15 protein-coding genes and 1 pseudogene are annotated in these 16846 nt (G+C 42.4%); 9 read left to right on the top strand and 7 right to left on the bottom strand.

Translation table 11 applies throughout. The annotated features are described in order from the left end of the window. Positions 1-406: 406 nt before the first annotated feature. From JCM14108_RS04395 to JCM14108_RS15790, 3 genes are all read left to right on the top strand, one after another. Positions 407-1165 (top strand): tyrosine-protein phosphatase, encoded by a 759-nt coding sequence (locus JCM14108_RS04395; protein WP_272944513.1) that lies wholly within the window; start codon positions 407-409, stop codon positions 1163-1165. Then, entirely contained in the window at positions 1162-1260 is a 99-nt protein-coding gene (locus JCM14108_RS15795) for a tyrosine-protein phosphatase (protein WP_272944512.1), read from the top strand. Before JCM14108_RS04395 ends, JCM14108_RS15795 begins: the two co-directional genes overlap by 4 nt. Positions 1261-1503: 243 nt before the next feature. Further along, positions 1504-1632 (top strand): SHOCT domain-containing protein, encoded by a 129-nt coding sequence (locus JCM14108_RS15790; RefSeq protein ID WP_272944511.1) that lies wholly within the window; start codon positions 1504-1506, stop codon positions 1630-1632. A 202-nt stretch (positions 1633-1834) separates the two neighbouring features. On the opposite strand, the gene JCM14108_RS04385 is transcribed toward JCM14108_RS15790, so the two are convergent. Further along, positions 1835-2230 (bottom strand): hypothetical protein, encoded by a 396-nt coding sequence (locus JCM14108_RS04385; RefSeq protein ID WP_237745709.1) that lies wholly within the window; start codon positions 2228-2230, stop codon positions 1835-1837. A 456-nt stretch (positions 2231-2686) separates the two neighbouring features. Beyond that, positions 2687-3673, bottom strand: a complete 987-nt coding sequence (locus tag JCM14108_RS04380; protein ID WP_081759847.1) for a LacI family DNA-binding transcriptional regulator — start codon at positions 3671-3673, stop codon at positions 2687-2689. A gap of 298 nt (positions 3674-3971) precedes the next feature. Between JCM14108_RS04380 and JCM14108_RS04375 the strand changes: the two genes are divergently transcribed. From JCM14108_RS04375 to JCM14108_RS04365, 4 genes and pseudogenes are all read left to right on the top strand, one after another. Next, on the top strand, positions 3972-5876 hold the full coding sequence (locus tag JCM14108_RS04375; RefSeq protein WP_035178647.1) for a glycoside hydrolase family 2 TIM barrel-domain containing protein: 1905 nt from the start codon (positions 3972-3974) through the stop codon (positions 5874-5876). Further along, the gene (locus tag JCM14108_RS04370; protein ID WP_035178646.1) at positions 5863-6819 is read left to right on the top strand and encodes a beta-galactosidase small subunit; all 957 of its coding nucleotides are present in this window, start codon (positions 5863-5865) and stop codon (positions 6817-6819) included. Before JCM14108_RS04375 ends, JCM14108_RS04370 begins: the two co-directional genes overlap by 14 nt. A 229-nt stretch (positions 6820-7048) precedes the next feature. After that, the gene (locus tag JCM14108_RS14665) at positions 7049-7216 is read left to right on the top strand and encodes a hypothetical protein (RefSeq protein ID WP_156654900.1); all 168 of its coding nucleotides are present in this window, start codon (positions 7049-7051) and stop codon (positions 7214-7216) included. 565 nt (positions 7217-7781) lie between these two features. Next, positions 7782-8574 (top strand): annotated as a pseudogene (locus JCM14108_RS04365) (alpha/beta hydrolase fold domain-containing protein). A 76-nt stretch (positions 8575-8650) separates the two neighbouring features. On the opposite strand, the gene JCM14108_RS04360 reads toward JCM14108_RS04365, so the two are convergent. The 4 genes from JCM14108_RS04360 to JCM14108_RS04340 all read right to left on the bottom strand — a co-directional run bounded on the left by JCM14108_RS04360 (position 8651) and on the right by JCM14108_RS04340 (position 14488). Continuing rightward, the gene (locus tag JCM14108_RS04360; RefSeq protein WP_035178645.1) at positions 8651-9091 is read right to left on the bottom strand and encodes a GNAT family N-acetyltransferase; all 441 of its coding nucleotides are present in this window, start codon (positions 9089-9091) and stop codon (positions 8651-8653) included. 488 nt (positions 9092-9579) lie between these two features. Next, a complete protein-coding gene (locus tag JCM14108_RS04350; RefSeq protein WP_035178642.1) occupies positions 9580-11928 on the bottom strand; it encodes a DUF5776 domain-containing protein in 2349 nt (782 codons plus the stop codon). A 378-nt stretch (positions 11929-12306) separates the two neighbouring features. Continuing rightward, positions 12307-13929, bottom strand: a complete 1623-nt coding sequence (locus JCM14108_RS04345; RefSeq protein WP_035178641.1) for a peptide ABC transporter substrate-binding protein — start codon at positions 13927-13929, stop codon at positions 12307-12309. A 253-nt stretch (positions 13930-14182) separates the two neighbouring features. Next, complete coding sequence (locus JCM14108_RS04340) at positions 14183-14488, bottom strand: hypothetical protein (protein ID WP_035178640.1); 306 nt, start codon at positions 14486-14488, stop codon at positions 14183-14185. A 149-nt stretch (positions 14489-14637) separates the two neighbouring features. On the opposite strand from JCM14108_RS04340, the gene JCM14108_RS04335 reads away from it, so the two are divergent. Continuing rightward, complete coding sequence (locus JCM14108_RS04335; RefSeq protein ID WP_035178639.1) at positions 14638-15429, top strand: CPBP family intramembrane glutamic endopeptidase; 792 nt, start codon at positions 14638-14640, stop codon at positions 15427-15429. A 15-nt stretch (positions 15430-15444) separates the two neighbouring features. Continuing rightward, complete coding sequence (locus JCM14108_RS04330; RefSeq protein ID WP_035178638.1) at positions 15445-15669, top strand: hypothetical protein; 225 nt, start codon at positions 15445-15447, stop codon at positions 15667-15669. 122 nt (positions 15670-15791) lie between these two features. Here JCM14108_RS04330 and JCM14108_RS04325 read toward each other — a convergent pair whose 3' ends face one another. After that, positions 15792-16631: a matrixin family metalloprotease gene (locus JCM14108_RS04325; RefSeq protein WP_237745708.1), complete on the bottom strand. Its 840-nt coding sequence runs from the start codon at positions 16629-16631 to the stop codon at positions 15792-15794. Between the last annotated feature and the right edge of the window lie 215 nt (positions 16632-16846).

The raw sequence follows: 16846 nt of genomic DNA, 5'->3' as shown, positions 1-16846 counted from the left end.
TGATCCCTTATGTGGAGTGGTGTTGTTTTGCGGAGCAGTCCTCAACCAGTGTGCGAAACAAAGCGGTTAACGTTCGGAGTGTAAGGCGTTTATTTCGAAAATCCCGGGCTTGGATTTTTGAAATAAATCCCTTACATGCAGAACGTTGCTTTGTGAAGCAGTCCTCAACCAGTGTGCGAAACAAAACAGTTAACGTTCGGAGTGGGCTTGCGGGTTAGCACAGCAGTCCTGTACTAATGTTACGCAGTGGTTTTTTCAATCCCCCACCTAACATCACCATGTCGATTTGCCAACACCTAACTTTTACACAATCTTTACGGTCTCTTCACCAAACAAATCACTGAACGAATTACAATAATGGTGTTACATTAGATGTTGTGAGACTGAAAGAGGAGTGTGATTAACAATGAAAAATAATCCTGCAGCATTTGCAGCTTCAGAATCGTCATTTGAAACAGGTGCAATCCCAATCTCCGAGTCCCAAAATGTTCAGATTAAAACACTGACACCGGCCAAGGCTGAAGCAGATCATGAAATTAAGTTGACCGGTGCATTTAATGTTCGTGACCTTGGTGGTTTTGTTACCAAGGATGGTCATCGGATTAAAGACCGGGCTTTATTGCGTTCTGCCCGATTAAATCACTTAACAAAAAAAGATGTCCAAATACTTATTCATGATTATAACGTTGGGATTGATTTTGATTTACGGCGTCCACAGGAAGTAGCCGATGCCCCGGATGTTAAAATGCCGGGTGTTAAGTATATAAACGATTCAGTTGATACTGATGAAAGCTTTCATTATCACATTAATGATCGAAACAACCGGAAACATTACCGATCATATATTGCCAACCAGCGTGCCCGAGAAGCCTATCACGACCTCTTTATGACTTTACTGAATACCAATGGCAAGGCGATTCTTTGGCACTGTGCTTCCGGCAAGGACCGAACCGGTTTGGCAGGCGCCTTGATTATGTATGTCTTGGGAATTGATATGGCAACTATCTTTAATGATTACGATGCTTCAAATGATTTTTTAAGAGCCCATAATCAAAACCGGCTTACTTTAATGAAACAGGCTGGTGCCACTGCTGAAGAGTTAGCGATGGCTAAAATTGACGGCGGGTTGATCGTTCATACCTGCACGCGGCGTTTGACGAAATGAAAAAAGAATTTGGTTCAGTTGATCAGTATTTGGTCAACGGTTTAAAAGTTTCTAAGCGCCAGCAACGGCGGCTTCGAAAAATGTATTTAATTTAAATAATAATAGGTTAAAAAGTACTCAGGTTGGGGATATCAACTTGAGTGTTTTTTTATGGGGTTGAATTTTAAATACGGTAGGGGGTATGATAAGGGCAGAGTAAATCAAGGAAAGAGGCTGATTTAAATGATGAGATCATGGGGCTGTGGTTCCGGTTGGTCTGGATTTGGTCACATGGGCTGGATGGGCGGCTTTGGCTATTTGACAATTGCTTAATTGCTGTGCTGCTGGTAGTCCTTTACATGGCCTATCGTGCCAACCATAAGCCGAACCGTCAATCGTCCGCAATAACAATTCTGGATGAACAGTATGCAACTGGTAAGATTGATGAAGACGAATACTTAAAGCGAAAAAAGAATTTAACTAGATAATTGGCCGCTTTAAGACTTTAAAGAACGGGGCTGGAACAAAATTACTTTTGTCCCAGCCCCGCTCCTGCTGTTATTACCGATTGGAAACGTGGAGCGAAAGCCAACTTCCTGCCACATCATCAAATTATCCAAACATTCAAGCCCGGAATATTCGGATAATTCGATTATGCTCTGAAAGTTAACCGCCTTTCGTTTCACTCTTTTAATGATAAAGATATTGAATAACCGGTTTTTTGTGAGTGTCGTAGGAATACCTGATGAGAACTGGTTTACCGTTCTTACGGATTCTTTTTAGATACATATTATCGTGACTGGCTGTTAGTGTAAATTTCCAATAACCTTTTTTATTTGGTTTGGCGCTCATTATAAAATCATGGGGATTCTTACTGGTAGGATTTGACTGCAGGTAGAAGCGGTTCCCATTTTGAGATAACGCGTACTTTGAAATTATCATTTTAAAGGGGTAACCAGCATCTGAAGCTCGATAGGCGCCCTTCCAAGTACCTCGCAGTGCTGCCGGGATTGGCTTAGTGGGGATGTTTTTGGCTGAGGCTGCCGAACCGGCTGTTAGAAGCGTGCCTAATGTTAGTCCAATCAAAATTGGAACATTTGCGTTTTTGTCATTAGAATAGCCACCTCCATTGCTAGATCATTACTTTTTGAGTATACACCCTAAAGATAATCCGGTAAACGAAGTCGTGACTGCCGGCTAATTAGTATATGACGCCTGACAAAGGTTATTTATAATTTAGGCATTAGTGATTCATTGCTGATCCGCCTGGCTGCCAGTTGTTCGATTTCGGCTGCGGGCTAGTTCAAGGTTACTAGAAATAGTCAATTTAGTGACACTGGCAGCAATTGCAAAGTCAATAAATAATCGTAATTGGAATTCCCAAGATTAATCTACAAAACTATCCGGAAATTCCGATACTAATGGATCCTCTTCAGCCAATATTAAATTGAGCTGATCATAGGACCGTTGACTGCTTAGAGGTTTGTTGCGATCCTTTACAGCACCCAGCCCTGGTGCTATTCAATCATCTCTTCCCATTGATCAGCTACTTTCACGTTCAGTAATTTTAATTGGTGTGTATAAAGACTTAAATGGTTTTGAAGTTTGTTTGACAAGCGTTTCAACGCCTTTAACGCCCATTTCACGAAATACTTGCGTAACACTGGTAATTTGTGGCCGCATAATTGTACAGAGAAAGGTGCCATCAATACTGATAACGGCAAAATCTTCAGGTATTCGAATTCCCAAACTCTTTGCCTGATTCAGCATGCCGATCGCTGCCAAGTCACTGGAGGCCACTGCGGCAGTTAAGTCGGTGTGCTGATGGTAGTAGTTCATTGCTTGAATGCCGTCTTCGTACGTGTATTCGCCATCGTACGCCCAATCTAGTTTTGGCTTAATGTGATGTTGTGACAGAGCTTTCCAGTAACCGGCCAGCCGAAGTTGACCGATATTGGATTCTGAATTGGCAGCCGCAAAGCCAATTTTGGTATGTCCTTTATTAATCAGGTATTGCGTCGCTTCCTGACCAACTTTGAAATCATCAGATGAAATGAAAGGAAAGCGGTTTTCTAAGAAACCGATCGAGAGAAACAAAAAGGGAATTTTGGCCGATTTCAGTAAGGCTTCATTTTGAAGATTTAAATCGATTGCGACCAGTAGGATCCCCATGACCGAGCGTTCGATAACGGTTTTCAAGGCCTTTTTTTGAAGATCAGCGTTTTTTTCGCCGGCATACAGGATAATAACATCTAAATTGTTTTTAATGGCGGTTTCTTGGATTCCATTGATGATCTGATCAGCTGCATTGGTTTGGATTGTGCTGATAATAACAGCCAAAACATGGCTTTTTTGGGTAACCAGTTCCACAGCATTGGTGTTTTTTCGATAGCCGAGCTTTTTAACAGCTTGTTGGACCTTCTTGGCTGTTTTTTCCGAATAAAAATCAGTTTGACCGGAAAGTACCCGGGAAACTGTTGCCGGAGAAACGCCTGCTAACTTGGCGATGTCTTTAATAGTAGTCCCCAGAATCATCACTTTCTTTCTTGAAAATAAAGTTATTAATTAGTAGTTTAACATATTCAGTTAGTTAAATTTTATTGGTAGTAAGATGAATGGCAACATAAGGCAGCAGCCCACCGGTAGTCATTGACTTGAAGCACCTTATTATTCGTTATTGCCAAACTAAAATTTTGCAATTTTTTGCAATTTTAATGCAACATAATTAAATGTTTCAAAAAATTTTTAATAACCTGTTGACAGAATTTTGTAAAGCGCTTACATTATTGTTAGGACTTAAATTTTAAACATAGGAGTGTGAGGGTGCATGCGTCATGAAACGATAACGCAGGCAGACATTCGTTGGTTGGACGATCCGGAAGTCTTTCGGGTGAATGAATTGCCGGCACACAGTGACCATCGGTTTTATCAAAGCCAGCGTGAAGCGCAGCAGGGTCACAGCAGTTACGTGCAGACTTTGAATGGCGATTGGCGATTCGCTTACGCCAAGGATCCGATGAGTCGCCAGGCGGACTTTTACCAAGCTGATTATGATACCAGTAACTTTGATACGATTCGAGTTCCCGGCCTAATCGAGTTTGCCGGGTACAATAAAATTCACTATATTAATACCCTGTATCCATGGGAAGGCAAGGAATTCCGCCGACCGGCCTACACGATGGGGCCGGATCAAAAGGAACCCGGTATGTTTAGTGAAGGCAAAGACAATCATGTCGGCGCCTATGTCAAAAAATTTACGCTTGCCCCAGCCTTGGCCAATCATTCGGTCCGGATTCGGTTCGAAGGGGTTGAAACAGCGATGTATGCTTGGCTGAATGGTCATTTTCTGGGTTATGCTGAAGATAGTTTTACCCCGCATGAATTTGATTTGACGCCTTATTTAACTGATGGCGAAAATACATTGGCGGTAGAGGTCTTTAATCGCAGTACGGCTAGTTTCTTGGAAGACCAGGATATGTTTCGTTTCTTTGGTATTTTTCGGGACGTATCACTGATTGCGCAGCCGGCGGTTCATTTGGAAGATCTGGCCATCAAGCCAACGGTCAACGATGACTTTCAATCCGGCCGGCTGACAGTCGATGCTGAATTTAGCGGGCAACAGGCCGGCGTTGTTGCCCATCTTAGCGTAGCAGACGCAGCTGGCAACCAACTATATGAAACCAGCAGCTCGGCTGATGGCGATGTTCGTTTGACGGATACGCCATTTGAAAAAGTGCATCTTTGGGATAACGATGATCCTTATCTGTATCAATTGACCATTACGCTAACCGATCAGACTGGTCAGGTGTTGGAAGTCGTGCCCTACCAATTTGGCTTTCGAAGAATTGAAATCAATCAAGATAAAGTCATCGTTCTAAATGGCAAGCGCTTGATTATCAAAGGTGTTAACCGCCATGAGTGGGATGCCGAATCCGGTCGGGTTGTCACGATGGCTGACATGCAGCAGGATATTGCAACGTTTAAGAAAAACAATATCAACGCCGTTCGAACCTGTCATTATCCGGATCACATTTCCTGGTATTATTTGTGTGATACGAACGGCATTTACATGATGGCCGAAAACAACCTGGAATCTCACGGCACTTGGCAGAAATTAGGGGCCGTTGAGCCGTCTTATAACGTCCCGGGGTCGGTACCGCAATGGCAGGCTGCCGTTCTTGACCGGGCAAAGAACAATTATGAGACATTTAAAAACCACACCAGTATTTTATTCTGGTCGCTTGGTAATGAATCATATGCCGGTGATGATATCGAAGCGATGAACCATTACTATAAGCAGGTTGATCCATCACGGCTCGTCCATTACGAGGGCGTTTTCCATAATCCGAAATACAAGCCAACCATTTCGGATGTTGAAAGCCGGATGTACGCGACACCAGCTGAAATTGAAGACTACCTGAAAGATAATCCTCAAAAGCCGTTTCTATTGTGTGAGTATATGCATGATATGGGAAATTCAATCGGCGGTATGAAATCGTATATGGATCTGCTTGATAAATATCCGATGTATCAAGGCGGCTTTATTTGGGACTTTATTGATCAGGCCGTTGCAGTCAAAGACGAGGTAACCGGTCAAAAAGTCCTGCGTTACGGCGGTGATTTTGATGATCGGGTTTCCGATTATGAATTCTCCGGTGACGGCTTAATGTTTGCCGATCGAACCGAAAAACCGGCCATGCAGGAGGTAAGATACTATTATGGCAAATACTAATCAGTTAAAAGTCATTTACGGCGATGGTACCCTCGGCGTTGGTGGCAATGATTTTCACTATATTTTCAGTTATTCAAGAAGCGGCTTGGAATCGTTGGTTATTGGTGGCAAAGAATGGCTGTACCGGGAACCCAAACCGACTTTTTGGCGGGCAACCACCGATAATGACCGGGGAAACGGCTTTTCCAAGAAATCGATTCAGTGGCTGGGGGCCGATATGTTTATCGATGCCAAGTCGATTGAGATCAAAATCAATGACCAACCGATTGCATTTCCGGGAGCGCCAGTAAATAATCGATATTCAAATCATGAATTCGCGGATCAAGTAGCGATTACCTATCATTATGAAACGCTGACGATTCCAAGCACGACGGTAACGGTCGGCTACACGATTACGCCGGATGGGGCCATTAAGGTGGCGGTTCATTATGCCGGTAAGAAGGACTTACCCGAACTGCCGGTCTTTGGCATGCGGTTCATCATGCCGACTAAAGCAGTCGGCTACGACTATGACGGCCTATCCGGAGAAACCTATCCCGATCGAATGGCCGGTGGGATTCCGGGCGTCTATCATGTAGATGGTCTGCCGGTCGCCAAGTATCTGGTTCCCGAAGATAATGGCGTTCATATGCAGACCAACTGGGTAGCAATCACCCGCAACAGTACCAAAAACAATGCCGATTCATCAACAGCACCGTTCAGTCTGAAATTTGAAAAGATCGGTCAGCCGTTTGCCTTCAGTGCATTGCCATATACGGCCGAAGAACTGGAGAACGCAACGCACATTGAAGAACTGCCGCTGCCAAGAAGGACCGTTGTTTCAATCCTGGGAGCTGTTCGTGGTGTCGGCGGGATTGACAGTTGGGGCGCGGATGTTGAACCACAGTACCATATCCCGGCTGATCAGGATATTGACTTTGATTTTATGATTAAAAGAGGTTAACGGACAAACTGTTGATTTTAGTTAACCAATTTCAAATTTTTGCGAATTTTCGAATGGGGTTTCGAAGAATTTAAATCAAATCTAAATTATTAAACGGGTCGTACAGCCGGTCATGGATACCGATTGGGCGACCCGTTTTGGGTGGGTGACGTTGCGCGAATCGCTTTTACTGTGATACCTTATAAACATTGTTTCATTATCTATATTTATCGCTAATAGGAGAAACACCATGACATTGTTATTACCTATATTTGCCGTCATAATTTTGGTGGCTGTCTTAGTAATCCCGGTTGATTACTGGCGAACCGGCCACACTAAACGAGCCCGGCTTTTCTCACTGGCTGGACTAATCGTGCTTTTTGGCTATACAGTTTATCAAGCGGACCAACTTTACTAGATTTGAATTAATTGTTATAAGGACGCTAACCCGGTTTATAGGGGAAGCGTCCTTTAGTTATCTATCATCTATCGTCGTTGGACCCCGAAAAAACATCAATGGTAAACGCAATGAGAATCATCGGAATCGCCCAAGACAGTGTTGTACTGAAAAAGGCGATTAAATTGGTGCTTTTCGAGGACCAACCTAACAATTCAAAGATGAATTGAATGAATAAGCAGATTATCAAACCGGATATAATGTCAAACGAGTACCTAAAGGACAAAGACGTTTTTCGTTTGAAACGGATTTGTTTTTCAAGCTGGTTAATGAAAATGGCGATCAACCTTCTTTTTGATAATTTTGGATGGAAAGGACATTTGTTAAGTTAGAAAAAATTTTAATTGCTCGAAATAGTCGATTAGTTTAATGGTTTATTGGGTCAATTAGTTAATTACTTAAAGATAAGTTATCATGGAAAAGCCACTTTTTCAAGGCACTTTAATTGCTTTAAACATTGCTTGGGTAGATACTGCTCTTGAATGAGATAAGCGAATAAGGATTTTTAATTCAGGAGGCCGTTAGCATGGTAAATTTGGTTATTAAAACAGACGTTGAATATGATCCGGTTAATCATCAAAAAACGGATATTTACTATGACGGGGATGCTAAAGAAGCTCGTGGTGCCATCATTGATATTCACGGTGGCGGCTGGTTTCGCGGTGATAAGGCCAAGGATGCCGACTCCTCCAAACGCTTGGCGGCGCTGGGCTATCTGGTAGTTACCCCGGCATATCGAATCACACCGCAAGCTATTATCCGGCACCTTTGTTGGATATGGATCGACTATTTAACTGGCTGAAGCAGGCGGATCTACCATTTGATCACGATCGTATCGGTGCTTTCGGGTCGTCTGCCGGTGGCAATATGGTGTAGAACTGGCCATTAAATACGGCATTCCGATCGTTTCTCTTTCCGGAATTTTAGATATTGATGATTGGCTGGCAAAACATGAATCGGTGATTGCGGCTGAAGGGGATACCAGTGGATTTAATTCGACAGCCAGTGCTAAAATTAATCAGACCGGAGCCAACGATCCGTTTTACAAATGGTTTGTGACCAATTATTTTAATGGCCGAACGGATCAATACGAAGCGGCAACGCCGTATCATCGGGTAACCGATGATACCGGGTCGATGTATTTGGCCAATTCACTAAATGAATTTGTACCGACCAGCGGTGTCTTGATGATGGCCGATACGTTGACGGCCCATCAGATTCCTTACACGACAAGAATGTTGTCGGGCAGCCGGCATGCAAAGGGCTATTTGGACGACGTCTGGGATGATCTGGCAGCTTTCTTCAAGCGAACAGTTTAAAGTTAAACGAGTTAATAAAACACGGCTTAACCACTTTCTGATTGGGTGGCTAAGCCGTGCTTTTTGAATGCCGGTTTTAGCCGGCAAGTGGTTTATGAGTCATTCGGATATGAGAAGTCGAGTGGAAGATAAAGGGAGCACCCTGTGGCATAAAGCCGAACTTTTTATATAAATCCGCAACTTGAACCTGAGCTTCAATCTTAATAGGCAGGTTGGGAAAGTGTGACTTGATTGTGTCCATGACGTGATCCATCAAGTCTCTGCCATACCCCTTTCCCCGGTATTCAGGGGCTGTTACCACCCGGCCAAAGGTGACTTGCTGGCCGTCTTTGAAAACCCGGGCATAGGCGGCAACTTGGCCGTCAATCCAATTAAAAATGTGAATTGCCTGCCGATCATTTAAATCAACTTCTTGATAAACCCGGTTTTGTTCGACCACAAAGATTCGGGTTCGCAGATAGAGAATGCTGAAAAGTTCTTCGGTTGTTAGTTCGTTAAAAGATTTGGTAAGCCACATATTGAAGACCTGCTTTCTTAAAAATATGGTGCAATAAAAAGGGGAAGTTTGATGTTTTTACAGCTCGCAATTTACCTTGTTGAAATAATTTGGCAAATGATTCAATACCGCAGGAAAGCATAGCACAACCGCTGCAATCACGCAAAGAAGCACGTTTCTTAGTAGTAAAGAAGATCGTGCTTCTTTAATTCTATTTTAAGAAATATTGTTAAAACAATGAAGTCAAAATTTGCAATATTGAATCAGCGTCGATACCGACAAACATGCCAATAACAAAGGTGCCAATAGTTGGCCAAAAGTTGTTGGATCTCGCAATTTTGTGAAGCAACCATATCATGAAAATTGTAAAAGTTGGAACGATTAACATCAAAGACAGCGGTGGTCCAGTGTGAACGGCAACTTGAAGTGGTGTTCGCAGCGGGCAGGCAATTAGGAAACCAAGCAAAAAGATAATTAAGATTCTAGTACGACCGTTTGCTTTAATCCTTTTAATTGTGAACGATAAATTTATTACCGCTGATATAGTGCCCATTTGTAAGCTCTAAGCGAGTTGTTGAATGGAATTTAACGATTCGTTTAATATGAAGGCGGGTTCCCTTTTTTAAGTGCTTTATTCGATCTTTTTTGTGAAGTGCCGCACTGGCATATTCATATGCGCCTTGGTTGTTAATGATGACGGCTTTCTTTTTCATGGCGTATATATAGAGTGGGGCAATAAACCTAGCATTAGCAGTAATGTAGTGGCCATTAGTTAACCGATATCGGCGTAACCCGGACGGTGATTTTTGAGAGCCAACGACTTTTAAGACAGTCTTCTTTTTTACCTTGGATAAGCGATTGGTTTTTGAAAAAACTAATTTTTTATATTCGTAAATGGGATACTTATTATAAACAACCAGTGATTTGGGTTTGAATTGATTAGGGGTCGTTGGCGTAGTCGTGACCGGTTGGCTTACCGATGCTGTGCTTGAAGATTGGCTAGTGCTGGTACTGGCAATCGAAGCATCAGTAGCATTATTGTTATTACTGGTGGTAGGCGTCGTTACTGTAGCAGTAGAGGAGGTACCAGCACCGGTAGTAGCAGTTGTATCAGCTACGGGATTCGTACTCTGTAAGCCAACATCAATATAGTCAATATCCAAGGCTGACGAGGTAGGGTTGCTAAAAGTAATGTCATTTTTACCAGCATGCAAATAGATTTGCGCTTGTTTGATGCTGCCGTCAGAAAATGGCAGCATGGATTTTTGACTGGTTTTACCGTGAGGGCCCATTGGGAAGGTGGCGTTGTTTGAAAAGTTGATAGTTTGCTGGGCTAGCTGGCTGTCCAAAGTGTCGTTGGCAGTGGTGGTTAAATTACCATTGTTTGAAATGTAAGCGCCAGGTCCACCTGACGCATTACTTTTTACATAAACGGGTGTCTTAACATCGGCGTTGGATCCATAATGAATTAGTACGTTATAAGGGCCGGTTTGCGGGACATCAATAGTTTGGGTGAGTGTTGGATTAGCTTGGTTTAGTCTAACAAATCGAGTCCCCGAAATATCTGAGTTGCCACGCCAATTTCGTTCTGTATCGGTTCCTTGAGCTGAATATTTACTTGTAGAAAGCGATTCAGCTTCGTAGCGCTTATATTTGCTTGAATCCAACCTAAAGACATCTGAGAGACTGTCTGGAAAATGATCACCGTTGTGGTCTGTATAGCCCCGGGTGTATCTTGCCTCAAAAAGTGCCGTCCCTATTTTTCCTAGCGGTTGTTGACTAATTGTGCTGCCATCATCCGTTAAATAAAGTTGACTGGCTTTATTTTGGAGAGTGTTATAAATGGCATTTGAAATGTGGGTTGAGAGTGACGGGTTGCTTTCGCCGTCGGCTTTACTGATGGCCCAAAGTTGGCTGGGATCGTTATCTTTTTTATCTTCCGTAATAACGTTATAGCCTGGATTATTGTTAGCGACTGATAGATATTTTCCGGTTAAATCATTCAATAAGCGATAATAATGCTTACCATCTTGATCTCCCGCATAAATAAAGGTCCACCATTGATTGGCGGTATCTTCGTCAGCCCCCTTGTAAATAACGTTTTGAGTGGTAGCGCCGTTATCGGAAGTGGTTGCATCATATTTACCGGTCGTATCGAATTGCCGGTCTCTTGCTTCAACTAATTGATCGTCCATGTAGCCATTGGGGTCGGTTCCACGGGAGATTAATTTATAACTATAGGGAGGCAATATATCATTGTCAGTGTCATATACAACTGCAGTGCCATTTTTCACTTGATTAAAATCAACACCACTAACACCAATGTTATAAGATGCATCGTTTTCTAATTGACCAACTTTGATCGTCCCTGAAAACCAAATGAATCGATCATTATAACCAACTTCAGGTGTATCGCTGCTCATATTAAATGCAGATTCTGAAAAGAATTGATACCCTTCGCCTACTGGCTGAACTTTGGTGTCTTTAGTTTGGGCGGTAATTTCCGGCATTGAAACTTTTCCGGTATGATACCAAAACTCCAATTCGGTTCGGATCCTGATGTAGCCGGTACCAGTTACCTCGATGTTTTCACCGGGATGCATTAAATCACCGAGCGTTCCTGCTACAAACCCTTTTCTGAAAGGAACATACTGACCGCCAGTCACCTTCATTCCATTTTCTGGGCGTTGCTTTAGCGTCGGTTTGGTTAAAATCTGAATGTTAGTGTCGGGATTTAGTGCGGCAGCAGTAGACTGCGCTTCGACAGCATTCGCATATGTAATGCCAGTAGTTGAGATAATCGCTGTTCCTGTGAGAACAACAGCTGAACACAATAGTAATGAGTGCATCAATTTCATTGAAAAAAGCCTCCAAGCTTTGCATTTAATTAATACCATGTATTGTTTACCTGTAGATAATATACATGGATACTCTAAGATCGGTCAAGTTATGAATGGACGAAGTAATCAACAAGTCGTAAATAATCACTAAATATGCAGAAGTAAATCGTTAGGGTTGCGCTATCGAAGTTAAAACGGCGTCTTAAATAATTATTTTGTGAAATGGTCCTTTTTATATCGTGGGTTCTCCTGTTTCCGGACCCGGGATTTTGGTGTTTTACGTATTCATACTAAAAAAGTTCCAATCACTAGGTGACTAGAACTTTTAAATTTGAATTTATCAACTAAATATCTTTAACTAAAATATAAACAAAAGCTTCGAGATGTGTCAGCTGATCACTTTACGTAAGCATCCTTATAGTTGTAATTTGGTCCGGCAGTATTATAAATTACATCTTTGACTTTCGGGTTAATCAACCATTTTTCGCCTGATTGATAAAGCGGGACAATCGCTTGGTCCTTTAAAGCCAGATTTTGGGCAGCAATCATGTCGTTCCAGCGGGCTTGTGGCTTGGCAGCGTCCTGACCGTTACTTTTGGCAATCAATTTATCATAGGCGGTGTTTTGCCATTTGGAAATGTTGCTGGGGTTCTTTGAAGTCAAAATGTTTAGGAAAGTGACCGGATCGGAGTAGTCGGCAAACCAGTCCGCAACGGTTACTTGGAATTGTTGATCTGCTTGGCGTGAGAGGACCACTCTGGCGGGGATATTGTTTAGAGAGACTTTCAAGCCTGGCAGTTTTTCCAGTGCGCTTTGCAGGTATTCCGTCAACTGCTTGGTTGCGTAGTCATCCCCAGCCATTAACGTAAAGCTTAACGATTTGCGGCCTTCCTCAGCCAAGCCCTGTTTGAATAATTGCTTGGCCTTTGGCAAGTTGTAAGACATTGACGCCGGAATAGTCGTCTCACTGGTAAAGTCTTTGCCGGTCGTTGGCGAAACCGCCAAGCCTTTTGATACAAAGTTGGTATTTTGAATGGCACCGCCACCGACCACTTTATTAACCATGACCTTTCGATTAATAGCCATTGAAATGGCTTGCCGGATCTTTAAGTTAGCGAAGACTTTTTTCTTTTGATTGAAGGCAATGTAGTAGCTGGATGACTGCTTTCGAGTGACGATATTCTTATTTTTACTGTATTGTTTGGCCTGATCATTTGAGAGGCCGTTCATATCGAGCTTCTTTTGATTATAGAGATTCAAGCCGGTTGTTGGGTCCTTGATTACGCTGTATTTAACCTGATCCAGCTTGACGTGCTTTTTATCCCAATAATAAGGGTTTTTCTTTAGTGTCCAGGAAAGATTGCTGCCGGTCCATTTGGTTAAGGTAAACGGTCCGTTGTAGACTTGCCGATTGGCTGAAGTTCCATAGCGGCTGCCGTACTTTTGAACGGCTTTGGCATCTTGCGGGAAGAAGACCGGAAAGCCCATCAGTAGTTTGAAGAATGGCAAGCGATTTTCGAGGGTAACGGTAAGCTTATATTTGCCGTTGGCCTTAATTCCCAGAGAAGAAACCGGGGCCTTACTATTTTGAATTTTATCAGCGTTCTTAATTCCCGAGAAAAGGTAACCATACTGTGAAGAGGTCTTAGGGTTTAAAGTCCGCCGCCAGGAATAAACGAAATCCTGAGCGGTAACCGGATCACCGTTACTCCATTTGGCATTTTTTCTGAGATTAAACGTATAAGTTTTGCCATCTTTGGATTCAGTATAGCTTTTAGCGATTCCTGGTTCGATTTTACTGTTTTTACCCAACCGGAAAAGCCCCTCATCAACGTTGTTTAAAACGGTGAAACTGTTGAGGGCCGTTGTTTTCGATAGATCAACCGAGGTCAGCTCGGAATCAATTGACGTTCGAATGATCTGTTTGTTGGCACTTTGTTTGGCCTTGCCACAGCCGACCAGAATTAGTGACACGCCGGTGACACTTAATAATAAAGAAACCTGCTTCCATGCACGCATAAAATACCCTCCCGAATTGTGTTCATGACTATTCATTATATTTTAATTAAAAAACTCCAAAAAGTAATACTTAAATGTCAGAACATATCACATTTAAACTCATTATACTTTAATTAAAATTTAATGCAATTCTTTTTTAAGCCTCGATTTGGTCAGCTTAAAGTGGTTAACAAAAATAGCAGCCAACTTATCAGCACTAAAGGTGATAAGTTGACCACTATATCAATGGTGCGTAAGTATTTTTGAAACCTGGTCACAGAAATCGATTCAGTAGAATAAAGCCGAGATAAAGGACCCCCAACGCGAAAATAATGACGTGCAGTCGGTTGGTAAGCTTTAAGAAATATGAGTTGGCGTAATTTTTATTAAAGAACGTATGAAACCAGCTTAACGGCAGCAATGTCAATAAGAATCCGTAAATCAAACTATCATCGAAAGAACCGTATAACAAGGCTAATGGTGCGCAACCGAGCATGAGCGCGCTGCCGATTAAATACATGACTGCAAATTTGGTCATGAACTTTGGGCTGATCAAGCGCTGTTTTAATTTGGAATTCATCAAGGATTATCCATCTCCATTCGAAATGTCTACACTGGCATTATAACAAGTCGGACCTGGTAAAACCACGTTGTCGATAGAAAATCTAAATTTTATCTGGCACAAAAATATGATACCCTGTCAGTATGGATAAAGAAAGTAGGGATAACTTGATACAGACACGTTGGTCCTGGCAACAATTATTACTTGTCGCTGTCGGCTTATTCGCATTATTATTCGGCGTAGATTTTGTTTCTAAGGGGCTTTTGTTTCCCGGTCATGGGACGACTGTTATTTATATCCGAGCGGTCATTCGATTTACATATGCATTGATTGCGGCCGGAATTGTTTATTATGGTCTTGGCGGTACAAAGCTTTTAAAGCGCCCGACGCCATTGAACGTTTTTTTGAAAACAATGATTACCATTATTGGGGTGCTGTTGGTGTTGTTACTGGTCCTAAGTAATTTTCCATACCGACTGGTCGCAATGGTTCATTCAAAATTTTTCATTGCCGACACCTTGGTCGCGTTATCAGCAGGTATCTTCGAAGAATTTACCTGTCGGGGCTTGCTGCTGTCGGCCTTTGCGGATGCTTTTCGGCTGAGTCGGCATCGTTATACTTGGGCAGCCGTGACTTCCGGAGCCTGCTTCGGTTTGCTTCACTTATTCAACATTCTGGCCGGCCAAGGTGTTAAAGCGACTATCCAGCAGGCAATTTATGCCTTTGTTTTGGGCATCTTGTTTGTCGCGGTCCGACTGACAACCAATTCGTTAATTTGGGTGATTGTAATTCATTTCTTCATTGACTGGCAGCAGGCGATTTTCTCACATGTAGTGGCCGGCAGTAGCCCGTGGCCAGCGTTCTTGATTGTTTGGACACCGCTTCTGCTGATCGGATTGGCATACGTGATTGGTTTTGATCGAAATATATGGCGGCATTCCGGGTTGACATTTCTTTGAAAATCAGCACAGTAAATGGCATTATTAGCAGGGATGCCGGCGAATAATGCCGTGCAAGGGAAGCTGAATGAATTGAAAGACTTTATTATTAAATCAACACCAACTATTTTGGCACTATTTTGGCTTCTTTATATTACGACGTCATTTCACGCATTTGATAAAACTTTCTTGATAATGGTTGTGGCGACAGGCTATATCTTGAGTATCTGGTTGACAATGCTTTTTGAAAAATATAAATGAGGTGCTAAAAACAATCAGATTTTAATTTGGTTGAATCTATTGATTGGGGAAATTTTGTAAAAACCACATCTTAATATTACGGTTACAAAAAACGCGTCCAGGTTATGGTCGCGTTTTTTGACTTAGTTAAACTTTAATTTCACCAGTATCCCAATAGTTTGGTTAATTTTTGCCCGGTTGATATCCCGACTGGATAATTTATTGGTGAAACCGGCAAATGAACCGTTACCTTTCTTGGAAGTTGTCCAAGTGTACTTAATGCTACTAGAACTATCGCCTGATTGCGCGTACATAATATCATCCAAATACGGTGTGTGATCCAAACCTAAGCTGTGACCCAATTCGTGGGTAATCGTGGCCTCCCAGAAACCACGGTAATATTTGACATAGGCAGCTTTATCAGCGGCTGTTTTAGGCTTGGTTACTTTTTTACCACTAACCGCTTGTAAAACGGTCAAAATGTAACTGTCACTATTGAAATGGGACTTATTGACCCACAGTTTGTTGGTCTTGTAGAGGCCGTCCCATAAACTATGGTCTTTACCACCAGTTCCAAAGCCGACTCGAATCGTGTAGTTATTGCTGGTTCCGGTTTTAAAGACGGTTCTGCCCAATGCATGGTTCCAAGTTTTCATCGAAACGGCCAGGTATTTTCGAAGTGTTGGCGAAGCTGTGTATACCAGCGCCTGATGATGATTAAAAACAGATGATGGACTCATTTTGTCGACGTTGTAGTCCTTGTTAAAAGTTGCTTTGTACTGCTGGTAAGTTGTTTTTGAAAAAGCACGAACGCTACTGGTTGGATTTAGATCAGGGGTCTTTTTAATTTGTGAAATCACCGTAGCTTTCGTGGCTGTTTTGGCGTATGCCGGTGATTGAAAGGCGGCGCCAAAAGTAATTGGCAGTGCGGCGGCGATTGTCAGGGATGCCAGTAACCCGGCAAGCAAATGTTTTTTAGTCATTTTTATTAAATGCTCCTTGCATAAAATCCATTATAAGTTAGTCGAATCATAACACTATCAGAGAGGCGGTTCAAGAAAGGTTGACCAAAACATTGGCGAATTCAATTTTTAAATTGGTAGTGTTGTCTATAATCCCACAAATGGACAGTTTTACATCACAAATAGAGCTGGTAGCGCTTTCTTTATTTGGCTAAGATTAGAAGCATACCACGTAG

This window comes from Lentilactobacillus farraginis DSM 18382 = JCM 14108, assembly GCF_000583655.1.
GTDB classification, from domain to species: Bacteria; Bacillota; Bacilli; order Lactobacillales; family Lactobacillaceae; genus Lentilactobacillus; species Lentilactobacillus farraginis.
This window is presented reverse-complemented; position numbering and strand designations above follow the sequence as displayed.